Genomic DNA, 25,013 nt, shown 5'->3' with positions numbered 1-25,013 from the left:
CTTTTGTGCCCAATCCCCAATGCCCAATTCTTATGAGGTGTGATGCTTATATCCCCCGAATTCTATTCGGGGGATATAAGCGGATTGCTGAATTTCTTGAGCATTATTATGCTAATCATGGTAGTATAAGAATGTAGTTGGTTGGTCGAACCAGTGATAATCTACGAGTTTAAAGTCAAGGGAAAAGACAAACAGTATCGGGCAATAGATGACACTATTCGTACATCTCAATTCATCCAAAACAAATGCTTAAGGCAATGGATGGATGTTAAAGGTTTGAGTAAATACGACCTGAACAAATATTGTGCTGTACTTGCTGATTTATTCCCCTTTGCTAACGAACTCAATTCAATGGCTCGGCAGTCTGCGGCAGAGCGTGCGTGGAGTGCGATTAGTAGGTTTTATGACAACTGCAAGAAGAAGGTTTTGGGTAAGAAGGGGTTTCCCAAGTTCAAAAAACACTGTCGTTCAGTGGAATATAAAACAACTGGATGGAAGCTTTCTGCTACTCGTAAATCCATAACTTTTTCAGACAAGAAAGGCATAGGAACCTTAAAATTAAAAGGAACTTATGACCTTAACTACTACGATATCAAGCAGATTAAGCGTGTCCGTTTGGTGCGTCGTGCTGATGGGTATTACGCTCAATTTGCGATAAGTGTTGACCAAAAAGTTGAAACTCAACCCACTGGTCAAGTGGCAGGCATTGATTTGGGCTTAAAGTATTTCATTGCTGATAATAAAGGCAATGTAGAGGTATCACCCCAGTTTTACCGTAAGTCTGAGAAACAGTTAAACCGTGCTAATCGCAAGAAGTCTAAGAAGTACGACAAGTCATTGAAGAAAGCCCTATTGCCACAATCAGCCAACTACCACAAAGCTAGAAATAGGTATGCGCGTAAGCATTTAAGAGTAAGTAGGCAGCGAAAAGAGTATTGCAAGAGATTAGCGTACTCCGTCATCCAATCTAACGATTTAGTAGCCTATGAAGACTTAAATGTCAAGGGCATGGTCAAGAACCGACATCTAGCTAAATCAATATCTGATGCTGGATGGTCAACATTCCGGTCATGGTTAGAGTATTTTGGGTATAAGTATGGGAAGGTAACGGTTGCTGTGCCTCCCCATAACACTAGCCAAAATTGTTCTAACTGTGGCGCTAAGGTTAAAAAGTCTCTATCGACAAGAACTCATGTTTGCCATCATTGCAACTATGTAGAAGATAGGGACGTGAACGCCAGTATCAATATTCTAAAACGTGGATTAACTACCGTAGGGCATACGGGAAGCTACGCTTGGGGAGATTTGCCCTCTTGGGCGGTTGGGGTAACTCTGCCCTCTTATGGCGAGTCAGGGAACCAAGAATCCCCGTCTCTTTAGAGCGGGGAGTGTCAAAATGGTATTTCAGTGCTGATAAATCGGAGGTAAGTGTGACCACTACGGTACACTGGCAGGAACGAGTTGGTAATCAAAGAGATTGGATTTGGCGTGGCTGGCAAACCCGCTATACTTACATTCGCCCTAGCCAAAATCACCCCAATACAACACCCCTAATTCTATTACACGGCTTTGGTGCTTCCATTGGGCATTGGCGACATAATTTAGAAGTTTTGGGTGAGCATCACACAGTTTACGCCATAGATATGTTAGGTTTTGGCGCTTCTCAAAAAGCCGCAGCTAATTACAGCATCGAACTCTGGGTTGAGCAAGTTTACGATTTCTGGAAAACATTTATCCGTCAACCAGCGATATTAATAGGCAATTCCAACGGTTCACTGATTTCGATGGCCGCCGCCGCCAATCATCCTGATATGGTGCTGGGTATGGTGATGATGAGTTTACCCGACCCGTCATTAGAACAAGAAGCAATTCCTCCTGTGCTGCGACCACTTGTCACAGCAATTAAAAATGTTGTTGCTTCGCCGTTGATACTTAAACCTGTATTTAACTTCGTGCGCCGTCCTGGGATGCTGCGTCGCTGGGCTAGTCTCGCCTACGCTAACCCAGAGGCGATTACCGATGAGCTCATCGAAATTTTAGCAGGGCCTCCCCAAGACCGGGGTTCTGCGAGGGCCTTTAGTGCTTTGTTCAAAGCTGCGATCGGAATTAATTTTAGTCCCAGTGTCAAGACAGTATTACCAACCTTAACAATTCCGATGCTTTTAATTTGGGGACAAAAAGACCGATTTGTGCCGCCAGCCCTGGCTAGCCAATTTGCCCAATATAACGAGAAGTTGGAACTGCTGAATCTGGAGGATGTAGGGCATTGTCCCCATGATGAATGTCCAGAACAAGTTAACCAAGCGATTTTAGATTGGATTGAAAGATGGGTTGGCGATCGCCAACCATTGGTTGTTCCCTAAATATTATGCAATGGGAGCGATCGCATCAGCAGTACCTAGCCAATCGTCGCCTGGTTAGTGTCAACATCTGTAGCACCATTTACAGAACCCGCCACAGAAATCATTTTGTTGAGAATTTCTTGACTGGGGACTTTACCTTTCAACACCACAGTGCTACCCGTCTGAGCAACCCAAAGGGTGTTAACATCGTCGAGTTGGGGATCTTCATCAAATGCCAACGCTACCCGCTTTGCTAAACCACTTTGGTCATATTCTCCGCTTAATCCTAGACGTTCTGGAGGTATTGATTGCGTAGCACTAGCGACATCACTACTAGGAGCTTGCTGTACAGCCTGTGGAGCCGGATTTACTTCTGCATTTTGAGGTTTTTCCATTCCAAACAATCTTTGTAGCCAACCCATAAAAACTTTTCTCCTATTAGAGGCTTATCAAATCTGAGTATAAAAGCTTTACAAAAATGCTGCATCTGCCAACAAAAAGATATACATTCAATCAAATTCTTGCTAGCAGTATGATTTCTAAACAATTTCTCGATTGAGAATGCAATGAGTGCAGCTGTTAAGTTTACAATAGGAGGTCGCACTGAAAATTTAGTGCGGTAGTAGGTCTAGCATTGCCCTTTGCTAGTGTCTGCATTACTCAATTCCTGCTCTAGCCTCTGTTGGCGAAGATGAAACATACCCTTTCAGTTCTTGTAGAAGATGAGGCGGGTGTTCTTTCCCGCATTTCTAGTTTATTTGCGCGTCGCGGCTTTAATATTGAAAGCCTTGCTGTTGGCCCTGCTGAACAAGGAGGAGTCTCCCGAATTACAATGGTTGTCCCTGGTGACGATCGCATCATTGAGCAACTCACTAAGCAACTGTATAAGTTAGTCAATGTCCTAAAAGTCCAGGATATTACCGAAACTCCTTGTGTCGAGCGGGAATTGATGCTTTTGAAGGTGAATGCTAGTAGCAGCAATCGCTCAGAAGTGATCGAATTGTCTCAGATTTTCCGGGCGCGAGTCGTGGATGTGGCGGAAGATTCTCTCACCTTAGAAGTTGTGGGAGATCCAGGTAAAATGGTAGCGATCGTGCAAGTGTTGCAAAAATTTGGTTTGAAAGAAATCGCCCGCACTGGCAAAATAGCCCTGACTCGTGAGTCGGGTGTGAATACCGAGTTACTCAAATCTTTGGAAGCAAAGGTTTAGTTGGAAATTTAAATCAAGACTCAGAAATACTCAACCGCAGCAGAAGTCATAGTGGCAATTGTTACTATGGCTTCTGTTTAGGGACTAGCAAAAAAACAAATATCCAACTACCCTTCAATTTTAGCGATCGCTTCTTCTGGTGAGACATTACCATAGATGACAGACATAATCCCTGGCAGGTATTCATCCATCATCGTGACATTGGCGTAAACCACCCGTTGAATAAGTGCAAAACTGAGTCTGTCACCTTCGACATCAATGCTGGTTTTGTAACTAATTTCACCATCAGTAAAATCTAGCTCCAAGTTGCCGATAATCATACCAGAATTAGCTCTAGTGATAAACTCTGCTACAGCCAGCCGCTTATTTTCTGGTACGTTGACTGGACAAATTGAATAAAAAACGAATTGATTTTGTTCACTTCTGGCTCTAGCGTAACAATTCCATTTGCCATTTTCACCTTGAAAAGCTATCTGTAAAGCTGGCTGTCCTGGAAGTTGTACAAACGGCCAATCATCAGCTTGGAAAAAATTGATTATTTCTTCAAAAATACTACCATCTGTAGAATCTGAAGGCAAAGTTGCCTCTATTTTTTGTGTTATCTCATCTGTGTTAATATCAGCGAATTCAGTCAAAAATTTATCGATTCCTTCTAGTATTTTGGCAGCAGATTTTTGAGTTTTAGCTGATAAATTCGCCTCAGTCCAATCTTTAAAAAATTTGACAATACCTTCAGCAATTCCTTCACTGTTCGTGCTTGTTTGAGCAATATTTTCTGGACTAATATAAGACCAAAGAGTACGATAGCCGATTTCGCCTGATTCTTGTTGCTGTTTAACAGATAAGCCCAACCAACTTTCGGTGAAGAGGATTTGGTTATCGGGTTCTTCTTGGCTTAAATTCAGGATATATTTTGCCGTTTCATCAATATTGACGGCGTGTTCTGCGAGGAGTGGTAATAAATCGGGTTTAAGACTGGTTTCAATGGTGATGTCTGGTTCGCTGAAGAATTTACCAAATGATAGGGGGTTACGCGCATCTGGTTTGAGATTGAATAAGGCGGCGGTATCGATGCGTTGGTAGAGTTGTGGGTTGACTTGGAAGGTGAGGCGACACTCGATGAGTTCGTTGTCTTGTGTGGTGAGAGATAGAGCGATCGCGCGAACTCTGAGGGGAGTTTGTGAGGAATTGTGTAGGGTTAGTTCGGTGTTAAGCTGATGAGTTTCAGTGCGATCTGCCATATAAAGATGTGATTAAAGTTGCAAAATATCTTTATTAAATATCTTTAGTATATTGCTGGCAGCGAATTCCATAGGTAATATCTTCTGATAGTTGACTGAGTTTTACTAACTTCTCGTTGTGCTTACATAGTTCTACCAGAACTTGCTAATCCTGAAGTGCTTTCTTTGCTATTTAAATTATGTAAGTGCTTCCATCTCGACAATGAATATAAGTTTTATTGTTTTGAAAGCCGAAGACTTTCATAAGTATTAGAGAACTCTTCAAAGGAGAAATTTGAAAAAATTTGAGGCATAAATACTCTAAATCTTTCTGCTTCTGAATTGTCACTCTCTGTCTTTAATGACTTGATAACGTTTTGCCAATAAAGAAATCCTCTTGCAGCTATTAGTAATTCAATATAGCCAAAAATATCCAAATCTAATCTAAATGGATCTGAGTCAAATTGATAAAGGTAAAGTGAATTATCAAAATCTTCTTCTAAGTAAATACCAACGCAGGCTTCATCTACAAAAAAATCAAATGGACGAAAATTGAGGATAGGATCATCTAATTCAGTATCCTCAAAATATACAACGTCTTTCCAATCTTGAATTACTTCACCCAAAGATAATATTTTAACTCTTCCTAAAACATCTGGATCGGGGGAACTTAGCATTTCCCAATCTAATTCAAATCCATTAGAGTTTTCATAAAAAGAAAGGATTTCCTGTGGTATTCCCATATCCTGCGCTTTATCCCTTACTTTTTTCGGAGCGGAGAAGGTCAGTTCGCACGTATTAACTTGAATATTATTCAAATCTCCCAGTTCTTTTTTTAATGCCTGAAATTTCTTTCTGGTTTCCATAATGATTAGACATGAACAATTACTAACTATATTAGAATATTTTCTCAGAGGTCAGAAGCTGACTATGATCCCAAAACAATATCACCATTTTCCTTCAATTTTTTTAACTTTGGAAGACCTATACCAGTCTCTCTAGCTAGAGTATCGTACTGTCCGAAACGCCGCTTACGATTTTGAACAACCTCGTGAATATTTTCTGCCTCCTGTTTCGTTATTCCTGGAATTTTCATTAATTCAACTGCTGATGCTGAATTAATATTAATCGGCTCAGGTTTTTTACTTGAGCCATTCTCAATAAAGTAATCATCTGCATTACGCTTTACTTCATTGATTAGCGACCAAGCTCTTGGAGTTCCTATGGCCTGCAATTTATTATTAACTTTTTCTAATCTTTGAGTGTGGCATGTCAATGCAACTGGTACATAATCCTCGGCATCAATAATTGTTTTTATTAGTGCAGCATCGGTTGAAGTATTATGTGTGTCAACTTCTGCTTTTAATGAAGTTTTATTGCTTCTTTGTTGATAAATAGGTTCTACGTGGTATTCCACGATAGCACCTGAGTTTACAGCCGCTTTGACTAAAGATTCAAATTGAGCTTCATGTTCTCCATTGCCTGCTCTTGAAAGAGGTGTCATGTTTTCCCATTTACCTTCACCACCGAGTTTTTCATTCAATAAATGTCCTCTAACATAATAGGCAGCACCTCCTTTGTCTCTGCGCTTATTTAAGATGTCGTATGTATCATGTTTTGCTTGAGTAGGAGTAGAACCGCTTCCTACTTTCACTCTTGTCAAAGCTTCAGCTTTCATCCACTTACCAAAACCCGCACTATTCACACCCCCCAACTTCGGTGGTTGCCAGTCAGGTAAATCACTGCCAAAAAGTTTTGCAGTAGGTGTTTGAAGTTTTTGTAGAAGCTTGTCGATATTTTCCTTCTTATCCTTTATAGCTTTTTCTTTTTGTGTACTAGACAGTTTTTTTCCTAATGGTCTAGTTTTCTCCTGCTCAATGTCTTGTGCAATTAATTTTGCTTCTTTCATAACTTTTCTTTGATCGTCATTTAATGTTTCATTTCCTTCTACCCACTCTAAAAATTGCGTATAGGGTTTTGGATTCTTACTCGCTACCATTAATGTGGAGTTTCTATCAGTCCCCTTAAAAAATAGAGTATGAGTTTCGCCGTCTGAAGCTTTAAACTGCTTCTTAGCTTTCCACCATTCAACGATCGCAGCTACTTTTTCTTTACCTTTGTCTACTGTTTTTTTATACTTATCCTTCACTGCTCCCTTCTTATCTTCCAGCCAGTTTTTAGCTGCTTGTTTCTTCTTACTTCCCCAAGTTTTCGCTGACTCAAACTTATGACCTAGCTTGCTCTGCTTAAACTTATCCTTGAGCGCCCCCTTCTTGTCATTAACCCACTGCTCAGTGGCTTCTTTTTTATCATTAACCCATTGCTGACCAGCTTCTCTCTTATCATCAACCCACTGCTTACCTGCTTTATATTTCTCCTTCGCTGAATCTTTCAGTTCTCCAGCCTTCTTACCAAACTTGCTATTCTTAACCTTGTTGCCAACTTTCTTAAACGCCTTTGCACCTTTATCAATTACCCAATCAACTGCTTTTTGCATCGGTTTACGCAGCTTCTTGAATATTCCTTGAATCTTGCCGGCAATTCCATCCAAGCCCAAAAGACTTGCTAGGAAACTGATAACTACAGGTAAAGATTTTGCTAGAGCATTTTCAACACCTTTGATTGCTTGATCGATCGCACCACTAGCGATCGCCCCAATCGCGTCTAAAATAGCATTAATTAAATCGGCAATCTGCTGGGCGCGTTCAATAAAGAATTTGACAATCTCATAAATCGCCTTAGCAGCTTTGATGAATGCTGAAGCTGGGGTCAACAGGCTGAGAATCCACTCAATCCCGGCTGTAATCACTTTTTCAATAATAAAATTCTTGATGGGTTCGATTACCAAAGCGTTGAGGTCGCCCATCTTCTCTTGGACAAACTGCCACATCCCAGCCACACCCTCACTGGCTAAGACTTGAAATACATCAACAGTTTGTTCCAATCGGCTGACCTTTTCTTCACCCAATCGTTTCACAGCTTGGGCACGAATTGCTTGATAGGTGAAGCCCAAAAGCTGCATGGCTAGGCTAAAGATCCCTTTGAGGTCGAAATTTTCTGGCATTTCAATACCAGTTTCTGCCATTGTGCCTGTCAGCCAGCCGATTAATCCTTGCTGGAGGTGCTTCCCGATATTATTCATGAAGTTGAGGAAGCCTTGCTTCACCGCCTGGATCAAATTAGTCAAGAAACCAATCGGGTTTTTGAGGATTTGCCCAATTACGCCAGCAACTCGCGCTAGCACTTCCAAAAGCATTTTGGTCAGTTCAATGATCGTCTTGATGATTCCCACGATGAAGTCGAAAGCTTTTTGAATAAAACCTTTATTTGCTGCCTTCATCTCTTCAATGCGGGCATCAACAGCTTCCAAGTTCTCCTGATATTTCTGTGCTAGGGTGTCAATTAGCTCATCTTGCTTATCGTCAACACTTTGTTGCAATTCTTCAAATTTGCTGTCAATGTCTGCGGCGGCTTGTTGACCAACTCCTTTCAAGTCTTGCGGCAGTTGGTTAACATAATTCTGAATCTCTTGTTTCCCATTAGCAATTTCTGCTTTGGCTTGGGTAAGTCCTTTACTGATAATGGCGACAACTTTGTTAATTACACCATCCATCTGATTGATGTAAAGCTGCCGACCCTCTTGATAGAAGGCGTTCACCTCTGAGGGCATACCAAACAATTTGTCTTTCAGCCATTTTAATGGCCCAAAAAAGCCACTGTAGCGATCGCTCTTATAATCGTCCATCCGCTTGCCAACGTAATCCTCGAAGGCTTTCTTTGCGTCAGCAGCACCAGCATCGAAGGCTTGTATAACTTGCCCGTCTAGTTCACCGAGGGTTTTCTCAACTTTGCCTTTGGTCTTGTCATAAATCTTATTAATATCACCAGCAACTTTTGCCCGTGCTTGTTCATCCTTGCTCTTGGCTCCAACCTGTTGCTCCCCTACCTGACCCAGGTTTTGGGTACGGATACCGTGCATTGCTTGCAAATGCTGCTGGGCTGTAGCTTCTGCCGTCGCTTGAGCGGTTGCTAGTATGCCTTGCTCTTGTTGGCGATATTGTGGCGGCGCTTCTTGTGCATTAGTTTGAGCGTCTTTCTTGGCTGCAAGTGCCCCTTGAAACTCCGGTTCATTGGAGTTTGCCAATTGCTCCTCAGTAATATCCGCCTCTTTCATCTGCTGGTCAAGTTTTTTACTGTCATCTTGCAGTGGTGCCTCGACTTCACCTTGTCCCTTAGATTTGGGTGCAGCTTTATCTGCATCAACGCCTGTTGGCGGTGTCCCTGGCTCATTCTTTGGCAGTGGTGTTACTTGTTTAGCCTCAATACCACTGGCATCAGGTTTTTCTTTGGTTTTCTCTTCTAGCTGACCCTGAGAACTTTTCTGTTCTTCTTTAACCTGGCCACTCAAATCACCCTTAACAGAATCCAGTTTGTTGTTATTTTTAAAGTTGTCCGCCTCTTCCAAGTTCTTGGGAGCCATATCAGCAATGCGCTCCATCAATTTGGCTTTGAAGGCGGCAGCGTCAAATCCTGGTGTTGGGGCTTGTTGCATCTCCCCAACTTGATTGGCTTGCGCTTTGCTGTCTACTTCATTACCTGGGGGTTGGGCTGCCGCTTGGGCTTCTTGGGCTTTGCTATTGGCAGGTGGGTGTTTTTTCTGTTGTCCGGCAACCTCTTTTGTTGTGCCGACTACCGCTTGAAATGCTGGGTCATCTTTAGGGGAAGTGGGAGCCTTTTCACCATCAACTGCTGTTGTACTGGCTACATTTGCTCCTGGTAATAGTGCGATCGCTTTCCCTGCGTTTCCTCCAGGTAAATCTATGGCTCCCTTACCTACATCTGCTCCTGGTAATCCTCCTTTGCTTTGAGCTTGCTGTTGAGAATCGACCTTTTCTGTATTAACTTTGGTATCTTTTGACTCAGGCTCTTTTGGTTGATTTCCCCCAACCTCAACCTGTTTCTGAGTTACTGCTGCACCAACCTTTTTTGTCGGGGGTGGATCTGTTACCGCATTCCCACCATCATCTGGGGGTGTGGGGATAGCTTGATGTTTTTCTGTCGTAGCCTGATTTTGTTGTTCGCCGTTTTCTGTATCAGTTTTGGATTCTAAATTTTTTTGGTTATCTTCGTCAGTTGGTTTTTGGAAATTCTCCCGCAGTTGGATAGCTAGCCCATGCCCCGCAGAGGTTGTCGGCAGAGCTTTTGTCTGGAGTTTATTTTCTTTTGGTGCTACAACATGAAGAGATTTCGGCTGCACTGCACTGCCATTCTGCTGGACAACGTGCGTCAACTCATGGGCCAGTAATTCTTTGCCTGCATCACTTTCAGGAGAGTATTCGCCCTGACGGAAGAACACATCTTGCCCTGTGGTAAAAGCACGAGCTTGTATAGATTCATTTAAGCTATTAGATTGAGCATCAGTATGAACCCGGACACTACCGAAATCAGCCCCAAATGCTTGCTCCATTGGTTGCTTGATATCATCTGCAAGCGGCTGTCCATTGCCACGTGCTTGTTGGATTGAAGTTTCTAGCTCAGATGTCGCTGCTGTTCTTCCTCCACCCTGACGCTGTAACAAAGGAGTAACGGAATCCGCCAGGGATTTCATTTGTAATTGGTCTTTTTCCTCTGGTAATGCCTCCCGTTGGATAGACTGCACAGGTTCGCTCATCCTCTGCATCACCAACTGAGCGACGCTATCAGCCTCCTGTTCATAAATGTCTCCAGGCTGGTTAACTGTCAGTTTTGTTTGTGGACGCCGGAGTGATATTCGACTAATGTCATGTCCAAGCGGTTTGCTTGGGGATTTTGCCTCATTTACTGTCTGGGATGAAGTACCAAGCGGCTTCATTTGCAATTCTTCTTCCTCTAGCAGTTCCTCGCGCTGAATACTGCCCTCTGGTTTCATTTGCAATTCATCTTCATCATCAGGTGATTCTTCTCGCTGAAGTTTCTCACTCTGTGGCTGATGAATTCTTCGCATCACCTGACGTGCTGTTTGGTCAGCTTCTTGCTCGTAACGATCTCCAGGCTCCCCAATCGTCAGTTTTGCCTGAATTGGTGTTGATGTATCTGGTCTTCTTACTGGAATATTGGCAAAGTTATGACCAAATCGAGTTGCTTTTTCCAGTCGAGAATTCAATGATTGATCCATCTTGGCTTGCAATACAGTCAGCCGTTCTTGTCCCTCTGGCGTAATCGTCCGATGCTTGGCTTGTAATTCCAATCCAGTTACTTCCATCTTTTCTTCTGCAAAAGCTTCATTCTCTACGTCCGTTTGTGTCACTGGCGTAAAAGATGCTTTTTGAGTTTGGCCACCAAACGGTCTATACGCCAGTTGAGGAGTTTGTTCTGGTACTTGGGAATTAGAAAAGCTGGATGAGGGACTTTTAAGGGATTTCATCGGTTTTATTGCAACTATCTATTGACGATTCAATTTGTCTAGGTGATTAGTTTTGATTATCATTTACCCAAAATTGCAATTATCAAGATAATTTTAGAATGCTAATCAATTAGAAAGAATTAAGATGTGTTGCCCCTGGAGATAAGTACTTGCTTGTAGATGGTCTCATGTCGGATAAAGGAGAACACGCTGCCGTGTTCCCCTAGCCACGAGGAAAAGTATCCTTGAATTTGCCTTCTAAATATTAGTACTTTCTTAAGTTGACAATGTTTTTATGCAAAACTGACTCCTAGTGTATAAGAAAAATCAGGATTAGAACTGCTACCAGAGAAAGTTCCGCCATTTTCAGGCAAGAAAGCATATTTACTCACTGAAATGTAGTACGTACCTGCACCCAGGGAACTGGTAATTAATGACGAATTGCTACCGCCACTATCGTCGTTCGTTTCCAATAAAGTCCCAATCCCAGTATCGTCAAACAGTCCAAGAACTGTATCTCCCGATGTCACTGTCTTAATAGTGACAGTTCCTGGATTTGCTAAAGAAAATTTAAAAAAGTCGAAATCGGGATCGTCCCCTGGTTGAACTGTGGCAATTTGGGCTGAAAGATTAATGTTTGAGCCTGATGATAAGGAACCTAATCCTTCAGCGGTGGCCAGTGTGTTGTTTGTACCTTCTCCAGCATTCTCCCCCTCAAAGAAAAGGAAGTCATCACTATCAAGTTTGAAATTGTTTTTCCCTAACGCAATACCGATGATCTCATCTGGTTCTGTTCCTGGTTTGTTTGAGAAGATTCGTGTGTTGCTTCCAACAACTTGCAGGCGGTAGTCCTGTAAAGATCCTTTGAGTTCAATTCGATCTTGGCTAGAGTCGAAGTCAGTAATAGTAGCGTAGTCCCCAAAACCAGGATTTGCACTGTTGTTATCGTCGTAGAAAATATTTACAGCGTCCCCCAGGATAAATCTATCTGCTCCAGTCCCGCCAGTTAAGGTATCAGTTTCCCCTAATCCAGGTGGAAGCGGACTACCAGGAAAAGTACCGATGAGGATATCGTTTCCAGATCCCCCATTGAGTATTTCATTACCCGGCCCGCCTTGTAGGCTATCATTGCCGTCCTCACCATTGAGGATATCATCGCCATTACTACCGTCTAGCGTATCATCGCCTACTCTTCCATTTAGAGTGTTATTAGAAGTATTACCAAAAAGGAAGTTGTTAAAACTGTTACCTGTCCCGGTAATGTTGCCACCTTCCCTCAGCCTCAGGTTCTCCAGATTGGCTCCTAGTGTGTAGTTGACAGAAGACCGGACGGTATCTATGCCTGAATTCGCAGCCTCTGTAATGGTATCAAGAGTAGTGTCAACAAAGTAACTATCGTCACCTGCACCACCTTTTAAAGTATCATTTCCTACACCACCATTAAGTGTGTCATTGCCATTATTACCGGATAATTGGTTATTTTGGTTATCGCCAACAATGATGTCATTTCCATTTGTGCCGATGACATTATCAAAGTTGACTGCGGTAAATGACAATGTTCCTAAACCAGGAACGTTATTGGCAGCTAAACTTTGGGTTTGCAGGTTAACGATGATAGATACCCCAGCCAAAGATTGGGATGCATCTATGGTATTGTTGGCAACCTTAGCATTAGCAATAACTTTTTCTACTTTAAAGAGTAGGTCTTTTCCCAATCCCCCAGCTTTTTGAATGGTTCCAACACCTGACAAGGTAATAGTTTGACCTAGTTGAGTGTAGTCTGCGGTATCAATGCCATCTCCACCATCAATGTTGTCGTTACCTTGACTGCCTGTGAAGGTATCACTGCCAGCACCACCTTTTAAAATGTCGTTTCCTGTGCCGCCATCAAGTGTATCATTGCCATCTCCACCGCTTAGACTATCGTTTGCCGTCCCACCTGCGAGGGAATCGTTACCAGCCAAACCATTCAAGATATCGTTACCGGAGGTAGTATTGGCGTTACCACCACTAGCCCAACCAACTATGGTATCATTTCCCGAACTCCCATTTATCGTGTCAGGATTTGTAGTACCGAAAGCCATATTATCTCTCCTAAATTTCTCACTAAATATGTAAGTTCAGCATCAATCAAAGAACTATTTATCAGTTCCATATAGATGACTTGTCATTTGCGTAATTTCATGTTAAAAAACATTAACTATTTAGTTAGTAGCTGCTCAATAAAAAATATCCAACTACTTACTGTGGGCTGATCCGAAAAGCCAGCCCTTGGTTGCAAGCAAAACGCATACCTAAAAAATCAGATAATTTATTTCCTGACAATCCATTAAATTGATTACGCAAATGATTAAGTAATGTATGTCAAATATTTTGGTTTTTTTCCAACTTTTTGAACCCATGCTGTAATTATTTAATTATCATGAAGTACAAGGTTACACAAACTTCTTTACTAAATCTTCAAAATACTTAATAAATCCGATTCATAATATATTGATATATGTTTGTAAACCTTAAATTAAATATTTTTTAAAATCTACTGATTTGTTTGGTTAATGTTGGCAGTTTTTTTAGCTTGATGGGGTTTGTCATTAAGTTAGGTTTCAAGATCATTTTTTTGTTAAAGAATTATTATGTTTAATTACAAAAAACCATTTATCTATTAAAGAAATAATCTTTTAAATAAGTAAGTCAGTGGAAAAAACACAACTATGTTAAGAAAGATAAATAAGGCTAAAACTCTTTTTCTTCCTGCCTTCTCCCAAGGGGAGACGCTAAAAGCGATCTGCCTTCTCCCAAGGGGAGACGCCAAGGGCGATCTGCATCTTGCCTCATCTCAACTACAAATATTTACGCCGTTATACTTAGATAAGTTAAATTGATGTATATCCAGAAGATTTTTATGCTTAATAACAGTTAAGCTTTACATAAATTTTATATGCTTTTTTGGAAATTAGCGATCTCTGCGGTTTTTGCTAGTCTACGCATACCCACAAAAACCATCTAAACAAATGTCAATGGGCAAAAGCCGATCTGAAACAGATGTTTCAGATTGTGTACTAACGAAAGTAATAGAAAAGTACTAATTTCAGATAAAAACTCATGCACCAAGCTGTGGGATGATAAATATAAATATTTAGTCATATATTGCTTCCATATAGAGCAATACATGCCAAATCTGTATTTGGAGCAATAGCCCATGTAGGATTGAAAGGGGACTGAAGCCAAACCAGAGCGCGTAAATTGGAGACTCTTGAAAATTGGAATGAAGATTCAGACCTCAACCAAATCTTACTTATATTTTCTTCGCTAGTACCCAGCCGAGACTTATAGTTATGCCGCTGCTAAAATCTTGCATAGTCTTTAGTCTATAGAAAATGCTTCGATACCGTAACCAAACAATATTTATTATTATTTCTGCGCTCATCGTTGTACCGATAGGATTTTTATTTAAGTATTATAATGGGCCTGCCCATCACTGGTTTAATGATTACGGAGCAGCTGTATTTTACGAAATATTTTGGTGTCTGTTCGCATTTTGGTTTTTCAGAAGTAGGGCAGCGGTAATCCAAATTCCTATATGGGTTTTTGTCATCACCTGTATACTAGAATTCTTGCAACTTTGGCATCCGCCACTATTAGAGCAAATTCGCGCCACCTTGATAGGTAAATTGTTACTTGGTACGACCTTTGTTTGGTGGGATTTTCCTCATTATGTATTGGGTTCTGTTTTAGGCTGGTTGTGGCTGCGACAATTACACAAAATGGCAAGTTAAACCAGAAACCTTAAAAGGCTGGTCGTTCAAAACCAGCAACTACTCCATAGACATCACCAAATTAATCGCCGCGATGTGGCAATAGAAATATGAGTGAAAACGAATGTAGAGACGTAGCACTGCTACGTCTCTACAAAGGTTATGGATAACGCATATTTAATTTCTGGAAACATCTAATGATTAAGCGATCGCAATTAAAGAAACAGGCAGCCAACAGCTACCTCTAATCCCCCTTTACAATGATTATCATTACTATGTGAATTAATATTTAATTTACTGAAAGCCTTATCTGATTGGGGTTTTGGTAATTTATACTCTGATTCAGGCTCATCAATATTTAGATACGTTTGCCCTGTGGGCAGTGCTAAGTATCGGATGTGCAAGTGTGAGGTATTATGTTTAGGATTTGTGTATAAATAACCTGAACAATTTTTGTGTGAAAGCTAGATTTAGCAAGCTATTCCATATAAATTTTGTACAACTTATTTTTACATAATGCCTTAGCCGATTCTCTTTAATGTCTCCTCAGCCTGACGTTCTACCCCTGCTAATCTAAGCTCAAGGCGTTTAATTACCTGGGGCTCCTTCGGACTCTCGAGTTCGCGTGGTAATGTTTTCAACTCCCTGATTTCGCTTTCTAGTATGCCCGCCGACTCTCCACCTACTATTGCTATGATTTCAACATCACTAAGTTCCTCGATTACTGGAGCTTGCAGGTTTTCAATGTTGAATGTTTTTGCTTTGATTTTGTTTTTCATCTTAGTTTAGAACTGCTATTTGATTGACTGCGTATTTAATCTACTAAATATAACACTAAAAATCAAGGTACCTACCAAAAGATCGTACTTTTTTTTCCACGAAGCGTTTCACTACTGGGAATTAGGATAAATACGCAATGTTGGTGAGCATTGAAACAAAAACTCACGTTGATTTAGGGATACAAAAACACTCCCTCTACTCTAGGGAGTTTCTTTTTGCTGGTATGATTTTGCGTGACTTCAGTCCTGTTAGAATGCATCGATGTCAAAAAAGCAACATTTCTTAAACAAAAAACCCGGTTGGTCTTTGGATGAGCGAGATCCAAAGTTCATAGAATCTCTGATGCCCCTGTTTGGCTTTTTGTATCACTACTATTTCCGAGTTCAAACTAGTGGCTGGGATAATATTCCACCCCAACAAAAAGTCCTATTTGTTGGTTCGCACAATGGGGGACTCGCGGCACCCGATATGTCAATGATGATGTACGACTGGTTCCGAAGATTTGGTGTAGAGAAACCCATTTATGGTTTGATGCATCCCAAGGCTTGGCAAGTTAGCCCGCCACTAGCGCAACTGGTCGCCAAGGCTGGAGCAATCATCGCCCATCCGAAAATGGCTTACACTGCCTTACGCTCTGGAGCGAGTGTGCTAGTTTATCCCGGTGGAGCCGAAGATGTCTTCCGACCCCATTATTTACGTAACAAAATCTACTTGGCAGGGCGACAAGGATTTATCAAGTTAGCGTTACGGGAAAATGTGCCGATTGTGCCTGTGATTTCCTGGGGCGCTCACGATACACTCATTGTAGTCGCTGACTGCTACAAAGTTGTGCAGCAACTCCACGAGTGGGGGATGCCTTGGCTATTAGGTATCGATCCAGAAGTTTTTCCAATTTATCTGGGACTGCCTTGGGGATTAGCAATTGGCCCATTGCCCAATATTCCATTACCAGTGCCCATCTACACGCGGATTTGTCCGCCAATTGTATTTGAACGCTACGGCCCTGAAGCAGCTAGCGATCGCCACTATGTCAATGAATGTTATGAATTAGTTGTTAGTCAAATGCAGCAAGAGTTAGATAACTTAATAAAGCTAACTGCTAAGACCAATTCTCTTTGAATAGTTGTGAGTTAGAAGTTTTGAATCTTTAATTTATCACTCCTAACTCTTAACTGTTTTCCTAGCCGCCGCTAACTGGTGGAATCAACACAACCTCATCCCCATCTTGTAGTAGGGTATCTGGTTCGACAAATATCAAATTAATCCCAAAACGGGTTATATCGCGCCATTGTGAGAGTTCAGGGTGTTCAGCTATGAGGCGATCGCATACTGCTTTGACTGGCATACTATTAGGAAATTCCAGCACTAGTTCCGAAACCCTAAAGGCTTCTTGATAAGCAGCGAACAACTTGACGGTAACGGTGATTATAGATTTAGACATAGAACATACTTTGGCAGTACGAGCAAGTATTTTAATAGTTGCCAATAATGTAAACAAATGTTCAACATAACTTATGTATGTTTTGCTTCCCCGCCCCTTATAACTAGGGGTGTAGGGGAATAGGGGTTGGAAGTGTGTAGGGGACTCCACCCTTCGGGACAGGGAGTTTTAAACAAGGACACCGTGTTTTTTCGCGCCAAACGCCGTCTGAAAACACATCTTTTTTTTCTTCCCCTTAAAAGGGGAGGCTTCTAACCAATATTCGGGACGGGTTTCCCCTATACCCCTACACCCCTACACCCCTACACCCCTACACCCTTACCCCCGTCCCGAAGGGACTCGGTGAGAAGAGAAGGCTTTACGCTGCGCTATCGTCAATCTAAAATTGCAAATCTAAAATCCCAAATTGTTTGACTATTCAGCATTGAGGATTTTTGGTACTTTGAAAAATTCGCCTTCCTGTTCAGGCGCACTGTTGAGAATACTTTCCCGGTCAGGATAGGGTTGCAATTTATCCTCTCGTGTGATATTACTGACATCAATTGCGCGTGTTGTTGGCAGCACATTACTGACATCAAGTTCATTCAATTGTTCGATATAGTCCAGAATATTTCCCAACTGGGTAGTGAATTGTTCCTCTTCTTCTGGAGTCAATTCTAAACGAGCAAGATTAGCTACTTTGTGAACTTGTTCTTGGTCAATCATCTTTTTCTAGTTAGGAATTAGGAGTGAGGAGTTAGGAGTGAATAAATCATAATTCCTAACTCATCACTTTTAGAAGAATACGTCAATTTGCGATCGCCCAGTGGTTTTCAGCCAGTTTTGCGCTTCGATGTAGTTATTGGGAGCCATGCGAATAGCACGCATCCAATAGTCTGCTGCTTGGTCAAAAAGTGCTTCGCCAGCCTCGTTATCTCCAACTTCTTTCTCCTTTTCGCCTTGGTAGTGATAAATCACAGCGATGTTGTTTAAGGCTTGGGGCATACGTGGGTTCAACTCAATTGCCTTGTGATATAGTTCTAAAGCCTTGTCGTGGTCGCCATTGCTGGCATAGATTAGCCCCATATTGTAGAAAATATAGCCGCGATCGTTGGTATCTTCCTCTAGTGTTAGAGCTTCTTCATAGTATTCCAATGCCTCAGCATATTCCCCTTCCGCTTGGGCCGACATACCATCTCGATAATAAACAAACGCTTCTTTAGCTTTTTTGTTGGTTGGCAGGATCTTCAGAATGATATCCGCCATCACAGTAAAGGATTTGTCAATAAAATTATCGTTTTTTTGTGTTCTTGGCATATTTCTCTCTGGGTATTGGGTATTGGGTATTGGGGTATTGGGCATTGGGCATGGGGCAAAACAGTTCCGAGTTTCGAGTGCTGAGTAAAGAAGTTCAATAATTCCCCCTTGTCCCCCTTGTCTCCTCGTCTCCCCTACTCCCCTGCCCCTCATCTCTCTCATCTCCCCAATCCCCTAGTTCACTCAATAGCTAATTTAACTGATTTGCGGGGGCATTCTTCTCGCTGAGCGGTACGATACATTCTGAACTATTATGTCGAGAGTTGTTTACCAAGGTGCTAACTGGATATGCAATCATTGCTGGCGCTGGATATGGACGCAATAGCTGCTGTAGGGTTTGGACCGTTTGCACTTGGGAATCTAGCCATAAATCGTAATCTTGTGGCTCCAGAATCACTGGCATCCGCTCGTGGATGGGTTGGAGTAATTCGTTAGCTGCCGTTGTCAAAATTGTACAAGAGATTATTTCTTCGTTAGCAGGCGAACGCCATCTCTCCCACAAACCTGCAAAACCGAAGGGTTGCCCATCTTGAAGACGAAAATAAAATGGCTGCTTCTTACCTTGTTGGCGTTGCCACTCATAAAAGCCATCAGCTAGCACTAAACAGCGTCTGTGCTTAAAAGCCGAACGAAAAGCAGGTTTTTCGGCAACAGTTTCTGCCCTAGCATTAATCAGCTTTGCCCCCATTCCTGCATCTTTCGCCCATGACGGAATTAATCCCCAATACAAATGCTTAAATTCCCGCTTTTCGCTTTCAGGATTTTGTAACACTGTCGCCACCATTTGCGTAGGTGCAATGTTATATTCGGCTGCCAAATCGGGAACTGACTCGACATGGAAAACTTCAGATAATCCTGCTGCCGACTGGTTTAGAGTAAATCTTCCACACATAGTTTTATTTTCGACCATTAACTAAATTAAACATCTCAATCTAGAAATAAATAATATTTTTTTTTATTTTCTCGAATAATTTTATGTAGTACGTTCAGATACTAAATACAAAAAAAATATCCGGTTTTGGGAAAATCTTTTGGTAAGATATTGTATTTTGAACCTTCACTTATCAACATATTACCAACTGTATTTTAACATGGAACTACTGCATCTGTACGATTTTTTACCTTCTGGTCATGGTTATAAGATACGTCTTTTATTGACACAACTAGGTATGCCTTTTAAGAGGATAGAGCTTAACATCTTAAAAGGCGAGACTCGAACACCAGAATTTTTAAGTAAAAATCCTAACGGTAAGATACCTGTTCTAGAAATCGAGCCAGGGAAATATTTAGCAGAATCAAATGCCATATTGGTTTATCTGAGTGAAGGTACAGAGTTTTTACCTTATGACCGCTTTTTACGAGCGCAGGTGCTGCAATGGTTATGTTTTGAACAATATAGCCATGATCCTTTTATTGCTACATCAAGATTTTGGATTTCTATTTTAGGTAAAACTAAAGAATATAGTGAAGCTATCAAACAAAAACGTGAACCAGGCTATGCAGCACTTAACTTGATGGATAAACACTTAACTTCTCAAGATTTTTTTGTGGCAGAACGTTATACGATTGCTGATATTGCCTTGTTCGCTTACACTCATGTAGCTGATGAAGGTGGGTTTGATTTAACACAATATCCTGCTATCCAAGCTTGGATAGAAAGAGTCAAAACTCAACCCAGGTATATCAGTATTACAGAGGCATAAAAATTAGATTTTGCAAGTTTCTATTTCTCGTTTCTTGTCTCTAGTAGAGAATGTACTGGGTGGAATGTAGCTCACATTCAGAAGGCAGCAAAGTCTTCAAAAAAGATATTATTAAGCAGCAGTTAGGTATTCGTATCAATTTCCATCAGCTTTTGCCGAGAGGAGAAACCTGACTTAATTCTGATATGAGACTTGGGTACATCAAATTTATCTGCTAGTAGTTTAATTAACTCTTCATTAGCCTTACCATCAACTGGGGACGATTTTAAATAAACAGTCAAACTGCCATCAGGTTGTTCTTCAATTTTTTGCTGTTTTGAATTAGGTTTAACCTTGACTTTTTTTTGCATAACCTATTCACTGTAAAGTCTATCATTTGCGATGCCGGTCTGCGGTGGAGCTAGTCGCAGCACCTCTACCATTGCCGCGACGCGACTTGGGCATTGGGTATTGGGCACAAGAGGCAGAGGGGCGGAGGGGCGGAGGGGCGGAGGGGCGGAGGGGCAGAGGGGAAAGAACTTGTACAAGAACTCTCCCCTGCTCCCCTGCTCCCTTGCTCCTTCCCTAATCCCCAATCCCCAGTCGAATTGTTAAGCTGGGTTCCAAGTGCCGTGGAAGCTGTGGGGAATGACGCTAGGTAATCCTAGTTTGCAAACGGGTTCTTCATCCAGGCGATCGCTATCAAATATCCAAACTTCACTACTATGAGAATTACCATCGTATACAACAGTTAGCACCCAGCCTTGCTCAGGGTTTTGGGCATCTTGCGCGTGGATGGGTTCTGAACCATAGCGGTTTTCTCCTAAGTCTGCTTCGGTGAGGGTTTCAGTTTTGTAGTCGAAGCGGGCGATCGCACCGAACCATTCTTTGTCTATATCCCCTCTTTGAGGCATTAATGATATGTAAGTATAGCGGCAAGGTTGCCCAACTTGCGGTCGCTGCACTACAGGAAATTCACACTTGCGGTTGACAACTTCCTGTATTGCTGTAACTTTACCAGTTTGAGGATTGAGGCGCACTTGCCACAATGTTCCTCTAAAAATTGTGTGCGTCTTACCACTTGCGAATTCTCTGAGATACTCATTAGTTTGGTGAAAATCTGCATATCGCACCATGTCCAGAATCACGGAACCGTCTTCATCTTCATAGCCATTGCCAAAATGCCAATTAAACCAAGGATCGGTTTCGCCACGACTAACTAAGGATAAGTTTTGCCGATCGAAGATTAATACCTGGGTTCCTAATTGAGGTTCCCACAACAGAGATTCACTAAAAGTAGTCACACCTAGCAAAAGTGACAGCTTTTTCATCCGCATTGGTGGCATGAAAAACACCAGATACCTTTGAGTTAAAACAAAATCATGCATTATCGAGTAGCGATCTAGCTTGAAAGCAGTTTTTTGGATAATTTTGCCCGTGTCATCGCTTTTGTAGAGATTCAGTTGTACAGAACTTCCGATACTGATTCCAAAGTTAAAAATCTCGCCTGTTTGTGAATCACGCTTGTAATGAGCAGAATAAGGTAATCCGTTATCCAAAGCACCCAAATCATCCAATCCCTTCGTTTCTAAAGTTTGCAAATCAAGGGCATAGGGACTGGTTGCTTCCCACAAACCCAACAATTTATCAGGTAAAGCTAACACTGAGGTATTGGCTGCATTCTTAATCTGTCGGCCCCAGCGCTTCCAGATGGGGCCTGGCGGATGCATCCCATAGACACCATAAAGGAACCTATCCGCTTGAGTTTCAGCTAGATATTCTGCTGTTTGCACATAGCGATAGACTCCGGCAGCTCCTGCATCCGTGAAATGGACGCCGAGAATTGCCCCATCTCCATCAAACCAGTGTCCCACGCGATGACCACCGCGTTCTAGGCGTGCAGGGCCATTGCGGTAAAGAGTGCCACGCAAGCCATCTGGGATTTTGCCAGAAATAATTGACAGTTGAGTAAGGGGAAATTCTTTTGCTGGTTCTGCGATCGCATTCGCCCAGGCTTTTTTTGTTGACTTTTTAGTGATAGTCTGCATATTAAAATATTGCCTGATACATTGATGTAGACCGATGTATTCTGACATTGTTGCAATTTTTGGCGTTGCAGAGAAAGCGGGATGATTTAGCAACTTACAAAATTCCTCCCCTGCATCCTCATGCTAGTTATATCAGATAAGCCCAAAACCCTCATGTAGAGACGCGATTTATCGCGTCTTGAAAAACCAATTCTCTACACCAATAACCCTTAACCCAAGCGTATTGCCCAGAAACCTTTCCCCAGACCAAAAGAGAGATTGTTGGGTTTATCCGAAAAGTATTGGTATAACTCCCGATACCAATCTTTCTAGAATCACGGCAACCACGAAGCCCAAAATTAGGTTGTAGCTCCAAAAGTTCTGCCAACCTGCAAAAGGTGTAAGGAGCAATTCGATTACGGTAATTGCCAGACCAATTTTTAATGGCAGTTCTTTACTAGTTGCACCAGACAATTTTATCCCTGGCGATGTCTGCGGCAGCAAGCTACGGAATATTGAAAGCGGCGGATCAAATCCTTAGCGGGACTTTCGGAATAACTGCTTATTTCACCCCTATTATCAGGTCGTTAAAATTTTATGTAACTTCATAATAACTACTTATTTAACGCCTATTAGCAGGTCGTTAAAATTTTATGTAACTTCATAATAACTACTTATTTAACGCCTATTAGCAGGTCGTTAAAATTTTATGTAACTTCATAATAACTACTTATTTAACGCCTATTAGCAGGTCGTTAAAATATTAGGAAAAAAACTTAAAAAAGTGGGATTTAAAAAGTGAAAAAAGTGGGAAAAGTGGGATTTAAAAAGTGTAAAAAGTGGGAAAAGTGGGATTTAAAAAGTGTAAAAAGTGGGAAAAGTGGGATCTTTTATAAAAACTGTTGACAAGCTTTTAGATAAATTGATATTTATAAGTACATCCAAGGCACAAATGCCTACCTACATACTTTCTGGAGAAAATTATGACTAACGATAAAAACTTGACACAACCCAACAATCAAGAAGTTATTTTGGAGGAAATTAGTGAGGAAGAATTAGAAGGAGTAACTGGAGGAGTTCTCGGAGGTTTACTCGGAGCCGTAGGCACTTTCCTCGGAAACGTGGGCGCATCTGCCGATATACTTCTTGGACAGCTTTCAGGACCTCTCTAAGGTAGTTGATCTGCCAAATTCCACGAAAGCAAAGTTTAAGAAATGTCATTTCTAATACATGAGGTGAATTTGAGCGAATCAACATCATAAAACAACTCAAGGTGATTTTTGAAAAGTAAATAAAGGCAAGGAAGCAGCTAGCATAAAAATATTAGCCTGTAAAGGTTGTAATTTTTATAAAAGTCTGTTGCTCAAAAAAAATACTACAAATTCACCTTCGTTGTCGCTGAACTAATACCTAGTATAACCCCAATTATACAGTCCTCATTGTTGGATACTTTAGCCAGAAGTCAGAATATTCTGACTTCTGAATTTTCTCATGTCACTTCTGTGTTCACAAAGAATCTATTTGTGCCAGAAGTTTAAATTGAGATTGAGGATTTGAGATTTTAGTGGTTCAGTGCTGTAATAAAGATGCGTGAAGCTGCCAACATCAAAAGTCGTCTGGCAAGCATAGAGCGAATATTTTCACAGCTTTTATTGATAGTTAATTTTTGTCGGATAGAAAAGACTAGCCGACAATCTTCTCTCATGAAAAATCGTAGTAGTAAACTTGTACGTTCTAGAAACATTAGTAATAAAATTAGGAAAAATTCAAGAAGTGAAAATTAAAAAATGACAAGAATAAGTTAATTAAGAAAAATTAGATATTTTTTTATAATCTATTGACAAAACATTAAATAAACTGTTATTTGTAAATATATCTTAGACACAAAATGTCTGCATACTTCTGGAGGAATTTATGGCTAATGTAAATCAAGTGAGTTTCAGATCCACCTGTAATCGAAAAGTTATTGTTGAGGAACTGATAGATGGTGAATTAAAGGGAATAGTGGGAGGTATTGTTTTGGATTTTTCATCACAGATAAATGCAACTTCAACTGATGGGAATGATGCTGTTGTTCAAGACTCCAATCAGGACTTTGTGAATGCGAAGACTAAGCAAAGAACACGCAGAAGAAGAATATATACGTTTATAAATGGAGTAGTGCAAACAATAGATTCAACAGTGACTTCATCTACTTAGCATTCACAGTAACTCAAATTAAACTCACAGTTTATGTACCAAATTAAAGGTACGTATCCCCAACTTCTTTAGAAGTTGGGGATATTATTTTTATGAATAATTTAAGATGTTAGCCGTTGCCTATTCAGCAAGGGTTTGTAATACCTGTAGTCACTTTAAAAAAATTGATTTTTAGATATACCTTCTACTTATCCTACCTTTTTTAATTTGAACTAATGCCGATATTTGATATTTCTTAAAAGACTAATCTTTAAAAAACTTTCTCCTAACTTCATCATTTCTTTATATAAAATTCTTTCAAAAACCTGTATTGTTTAAACATAGTGAAATCGCAAAATAAACCAATAAAAAATGTTGTTATGCACATTATATTAGTGTGTTTTAACAACATATTTGATAATAAAAATCGTCAGATACTTATTATTTTAAGCATCTAAATATTTTTATTATTTGGTTAAATAAAATAAAGATTTCACTATTCCAAAACCATTTTGTACAAGGAAGGAATTTTTATGTCAGTAGTAACACTTGAACAAGAAACACTCGTAGTCATGACTGAGTTAGCTGATGAAGAAATCAGTGGAATTGTCGGAGGACGCGGAGGTATAGATATCGATAGCAAGGCGAAAGTTGACGTTAAAGCCAAAGGTAAGAACGTACAAGTATCCAATCAAATTGG

The 25,013-nt window shown here is 40.9% G+C and carries 21 protein-coding genes; 8 read left to right on the top strand and 13 right to left on the bottom strand.

The window, feature by feature from the left end; all coding sequences use genetic code 11:
- Positions 1-153 precede the first annotated feature (153 nt).
- Both HWQ40_RS05040 and HWQ40_RS05035 read left to right on the top strand, forming a co-directional pair.
- Positions 154-1,380 (top strand): transposase, encoded by a 1,227-nt coding sequence (locus tag HWQ40_RS05040; protein ID WP_292775392.1) that lies wholly within the window; start codon positions 154-156, stop codon positions 1,378-1,380.
- Positions 1,381-1,430: 50 nt separating this feature from the next.
- Positions 1,431-2,363, top strand: coding sequence for an alpha/beta fold hydrolase (locus tag HWQ40_RS05035; protein WP_292775337.1), 933 nt, complete (start codon positions 1,431-1,433; stop codon positions 2,361-2,363).
- Positions 2,364-2,398: 35 nt separating this feature from the next.
- Here the strand turns inward: HWQ40_RS05035 and HWQ40_RS05030 are convergent, their stop codons facing one another.
- Complete coding sequence (locus HWQ40_RS05030; protein ID WP_292775336.1) at positions 2,399-2,764, bottom strand: BON domain-containing protein; 366 nt, start codon at positions 2,762-2,764, stop codon at positions 2,399-2,401.
- A gap of 269 nt (positions 2,765-3,033) precedes the next feature.
- Here HWQ40_RS05030 and ilvN point away from each other — a divergent pair, with 269 nt between their 5' ends.
- A complete protein-coding gene (gene ilvN, locus HWQ40_RS05025; protein ID WP_104905365.1) occupies positions 3,034-3,552 on the top strand; it encodes an acetolactate synthase small subunit in 519 nt (172 codons plus the stop codon).
- Positions 3,553-3,659: 107 nt separating this feature from the next.
- On the opposite strand, the gene HWQ40_RS05020 is transcribed toward ilvN, so the two are convergent.
- From HWQ40_RS05020 to HWQ40_RS05005, 4 genes are all read right to left on the bottom strand, one after another.
- Positions 3,660-4,793: a YbjN domain-containing protein gene (locus HWQ40_RS05020; protein ID WP_292775334.1), complete on the bottom strand. Its 1,134-nt coding sequence runs from the start codon at positions 4,791-4,793 to the stop codon at positions 3,660-3,662.
- A gap of 215 nt (positions 4,794-5,008) precedes the next feature.
- Positions 5,009-5,638 carry a hypothetical protein gene (locus HWQ40_RS05015; protein WP_292775333.1) on the bottom strand — a complete coding sequence of 210 codons (630 nt, stop codon included), beginning with the start codon at positions 5,636-5,638 and terminating at the stop codon, positions 5,009-5,011.
- Positions 5,639-5,700: 62 nt separating this feature from the next.
- Positions 5,701-11,175, bottom strand: coding sequence for a DUF4157 domain-containing protein (locus HWQ40_RS05010; RefSeq protein WP_292775332.1), 5,475 nt, complete (start codon positions 11,173-11,175; stop codon positions 5,701-5,703).
- Between the two features lie 272 nt (positions 11,176-11,447).
- Positions 11,448-13,238, bottom strand: coding sequence for a calcium-binding protein (locus HWQ40_RS05005; protein WP_292775331.1), 1,791 nt, complete (start codon positions 13,236-13,238; stop codon positions 11,448-11,450).
- 1,293 nt (positions 13,239-14,531) lie between these two features.
- Between HWQ40_RS05005 and HWQ40_RS05000 the strand changes: the two genes are divergently transcribed.
- Complete coding sequence (locus HWQ40_RS05000) at positions 14,532-14,930, top strand: DUF2809 domain-containing protein (RefSeq protein WP_292775330.1); 399 nt, start codon at positions 14,532-14,534, stop codon at positions 14,928-14,930.
- Positions 14,931-15,430: 500 nt separating this feature from the next.
- Here HWQ40_RS05000 and HWQ40_RS04995 read toward each other — a convergent pair whose 3' ends face one another.
- Positions 15,431-15,688: a hypothetical protein gene (locus tag HWQ40_RS04995; RefSeq protein WP_292775329.1), complete on the bottom strand. Its 258-nt coding sequence runs from the start codon at positions 15,686-15,688 to the stop codon at positions 15,431-15,433.
- 262 nt (positions 15,689-15,950) lie between these two features.
- Between HWQ40_RS04995 and HWQ40_RS04990 the strand changes: the two genes are divergently transcribed.
- Positions 15,951-16,808, top strand: coding sequence for a lysophospholipid acyltransferase family protein (locus HWQ40_RS04990; RefSeq protein ID WP_292775328.1), 858 nt, complete (start codon positions 15,951-15,953; stop codon positions 16,806-16,808).
- Positions 16,809-16,869: 61 nt separating this feature from the next.
- Here the strand turns inward: HWQ40_RS04990 and HWQ40_RS04985 are convergent, their stop codons facing one another.
- The 4 genes from HWQ40_RS04985 to HWQ40_RS04970 all read right to left on the bottom strand — a co-directional run bounded on the left by HWQ40_RS04985 (position 16,870) and on the right by HWQ40_RS04970 (position 19,318).
- Entirely contained in the window at positions 16,870-17,130 is a 261-nt protein-coding gene (locus tag HWQ40_RS04985) for a MoaD/ThiS family protein (protein ID WP_292775327.1), read from the bottom strand.
- A 414-nt stretch (positions 17,131-17,544) separates the two neighbouring features.
- The gene (gatC, locus tag HWQ40_RS04980) at positions 17,545-17,835 is read right to left on the bottom strand and encodes an Asp-tRNA(Asn)/Glu-tRNA(Gln) amidotransferase subunit GatC (RefSeq protein WP_292775326.1); all 291 of its coding nucleotides are present in this window, start codon (positions 17,833-17,835) and stop codon (positions 17,545-17,547) included.
- A 69-nt stretch (positions 17,836-17,904) separates the two neighbouring features.
- Complete coding sequence (locus HWQ40_RS04975; RefSeq protein ID WP_292775324.1) at positions 17,905-18,426, bottom strand: photosystem I assembly protein Ycf3; 522 nt, start codon at positions 18,424-18,426, stop codon at positions 17,905-17,907.
- Positions 18,427-18,616: 190 nt separating this feature from the next.
- Positions 18,617-19,318, bottom strand: coding sequence for an SOS response-associated peptidase (locus tag HWQ40_RS04970; RefSeq protein WP_292775322.1), 702 nt, complete (start codon positions 19,316-19,318; stop codon positions 18,617-18,619).
- A gap of 199 nt (positions 19,319-19,517) precedes the next feature.
- Between HWQ40_RS04970 and HWQ40_RS04965 the strand changes: the two genes are divergently transcribed.
- Positions 19,518-20,129, top strand: a complete 612-nt coding sequence (locus HWQ40_RS04965; protein ID WP_292775321.1) for a glutathione S-transferase family protein — start codon at positions 19,518-19,520, stop codon at positions 20,127-20,129.
- Positions 20,130-20,251: 122 nt separating this feature from the next.
- Here the strand turns inward: HWQ40_RS04965 and HWQ40_RS04960 are convergent, their stop codons facing one another.
- The 3 genes from HWQ40_RS04960 to HWQ40_RS04950 form a co-directional block, all read right to left on the bottom strand.
- Complete coding sequence (locus HWQ40_RS04960; RefSeq protein ID WP_292775320.1) at positions 20,252-20,479, bottom strand: DUF167 domain-containing protein; 228 nt, start codon at positions 20,477-20,479, stop codon at positions 20,252-20,254.
- Between the two features lie 240 nt (positions 20,480-20,719).
- Positions 20,720-22,156, bottom strand: coding sequence for a carotenoid oxygenase family protein (locus HWQ40_RS04955; protein WP_292775319.1), 1,437 nt, complete (start codon positions 22,154-22,156; stop codon positions 20,720-20,722).
- Positions 22,157-22,423: 267 nt separating this feature from the next.
- On the bottom strand, positions 22,424-22,609 hold the full coding sequence (locus tag HWQ40_RS04950) for a hypothetical protein (protein ID WP_292775318.1): 186 nt from the start codon (positions 22,607-22,609) through the stop codon (positions 22,424-22,426).
- A 509-nt stretch (positions 22,610-23,118) separates the two neighbouring features.
- On the opposite strand from HWQ40_RS04950, the gene HWQ40_RS04945 reads away from it, so the two are divergent.
- On the top strand, positions 23,119-23,307 hold the full coding sequence (locus HWQ40_RS04945) for a hypothetical protein (RefSeq protein ID WP_292775317.1): 189 nt from the start codon (positions 23,119-23,121) through the stop codon (positions 23,305-23,307).
- A gap of 742 nt (positions 23,308-24,049) precedes the next feature.
- Complete coding sequence (locus HWQ40_RS04940; protein WP_292775315.1) at positions 24,050-24,334, top strand: hypothetical protein; 285 nt, start codon at positions 24,050-24,052, stop codon at positions 24,332-24,334.
- Positions 24,335-25,013: the final 679 nt, after the last annotated feature.

Origin of the sequence: Nostoc sp. NMS9 (genome assembly GCF_017114995.1) — a bacterium.
Taxonomy (GTDB): Bacteria; Cyanobacteriota; Cyanobacteriia; order Cyanobacteriales; family Nostocaceae; genus Nostoc.
This window is presented reverse-complemented; position numbering and strand designations above follow the sequence as displayed.

Excerpts from the sequence above, each read along its gene's own strand:
- HWQ40_RS05030 (WP_292775336.1), bottom strand. The coding sequence starts at position 2,764 with ATGGGTTGGCTACAAAGATTGTTTGGAATGGAAAAACCTCAAAATGCA.
- ilvN (WP_104905365.1), top strand. The coding sequence starts at position 3,034 with ATGAAACATACCCTTTCAGTTCTTGTAGAAGATGAGGCGGGTGTTCTT.
- HWQ40_RS05020 (WP_292775334.1), bottom strand. The coding sequence starts at position 4,793 with ATGGCAGATCGCACTGAAACTCATCAGCTTAACACCGAACTAACCCTA.
- HWQ40_RS05015 (WP_292775333.1), bottom strand. The coding sequence starts at position 5,638 with ATGGAAACCAGAAAGAAATTTCAGGCATTAAAAAAAGAACTGGGAGAT.
- HWQ40_RS05010 (WP_292775332.1), bottom strand. The coding sequence starts at position 11,175 with ATGAAATCCCTTAAAAGTCCCTCATCCAGCTTTTCTAATTCCCAAGTA.
- HWQ40_RS05005 (WP_292775331.1), bottom strand. The coding sequence starts at position 13,238 with ATGGCTTTCGGTACTACAAATCCTGACACGATAAATGGGAGTTCGGGA.
- HWQ40_RS05000 (WP_292775330.1), top strand. The coding sequence starts at position 14,532 with ATGCTTCGATACCGTAACCAAACAATATTTATTATTATTTCTGCGCTC.
- HWQ40_RS04995 (WP_292775329.1), bottom strand. The coding sequence starts at position 15,688 with ATGAAAAACAAAATCAAAGCAAAAACATTCAACATTGAAAACCTGCAA.
- HWQ40_RS04990 (WP_292775328.1), top strand. The coding sequence starts at position 15,951 with ATGTCAAAAAAGCAACATTTCTTAAACAAAAAACCCGGTTGGTCTTTG.
- HWQ40_RS04985 (WP_292775327.1), bottom strand. The coding sequence starts at position 17,130 with ATGTCTAAATCTATAATCACCGTTACCGTCAAGTTGTTCGCTGCTTAT.
- gatC (WP_292775326.1), bottom strand. The coding sequence starts at position 17,835 with ATGATTGACCAAGAACAAGTTCACAAAGTAGCTAATCTTGCTCGTTTA.
- HWQ40_RS04975 (WP_292775324.1), bottom strand. The coding sequence starts at position 18,426 with ATGCCAAGAACACAAAAAAACGATAATTTTATTGACAAATCCTTTACT.
- HWQ40_RS04970 (WP_292775322.1), bottom strand. The coding sequence starts at position 19,318 with ATGTGTGGAAGATTTACTCTAAACCAGTCGGCAGCAGGATTATCTGAA.
- HWQ40_RS04965 (WP_292775321.1), top strand. The coding sequence starts at position 19,518 with ATGGAACTACTGCATCTGTACGATTTTTTACCTTCTGGTCATGGTTAT.
- HWQ40_RS04960 (WP_292775320.1), bottom strand. The coding sequence starts at position 20,479 with ATGCAAAAAAAAGTCAAGGTTAAACCTAATTCAAAACAGCAAAAAATT.
- HWQ40_RS04955 (WP_292775319.1), bottom strand. The coding sequence starts at position 22,156 with ATGCAGACTATCACTAAAAAGTCAACAAAAAAAGCCTGGGCGAATGCG.
- HWQ40_RS04945 (WP_292775317.1), top strand. The coding sequence starts at position 23,119 with ATGACTAACGATAAAAACTTGACACAACCCAACAATCAAGAAGTTATT.
- HWQ40_RS04940 (WP_292775315.1), top strand. The coding sequence starts at position 24,050 with ATGGCTAATGTAAATCAAGTGAGTTTCAGATCCACCTGTAATCGAAAA.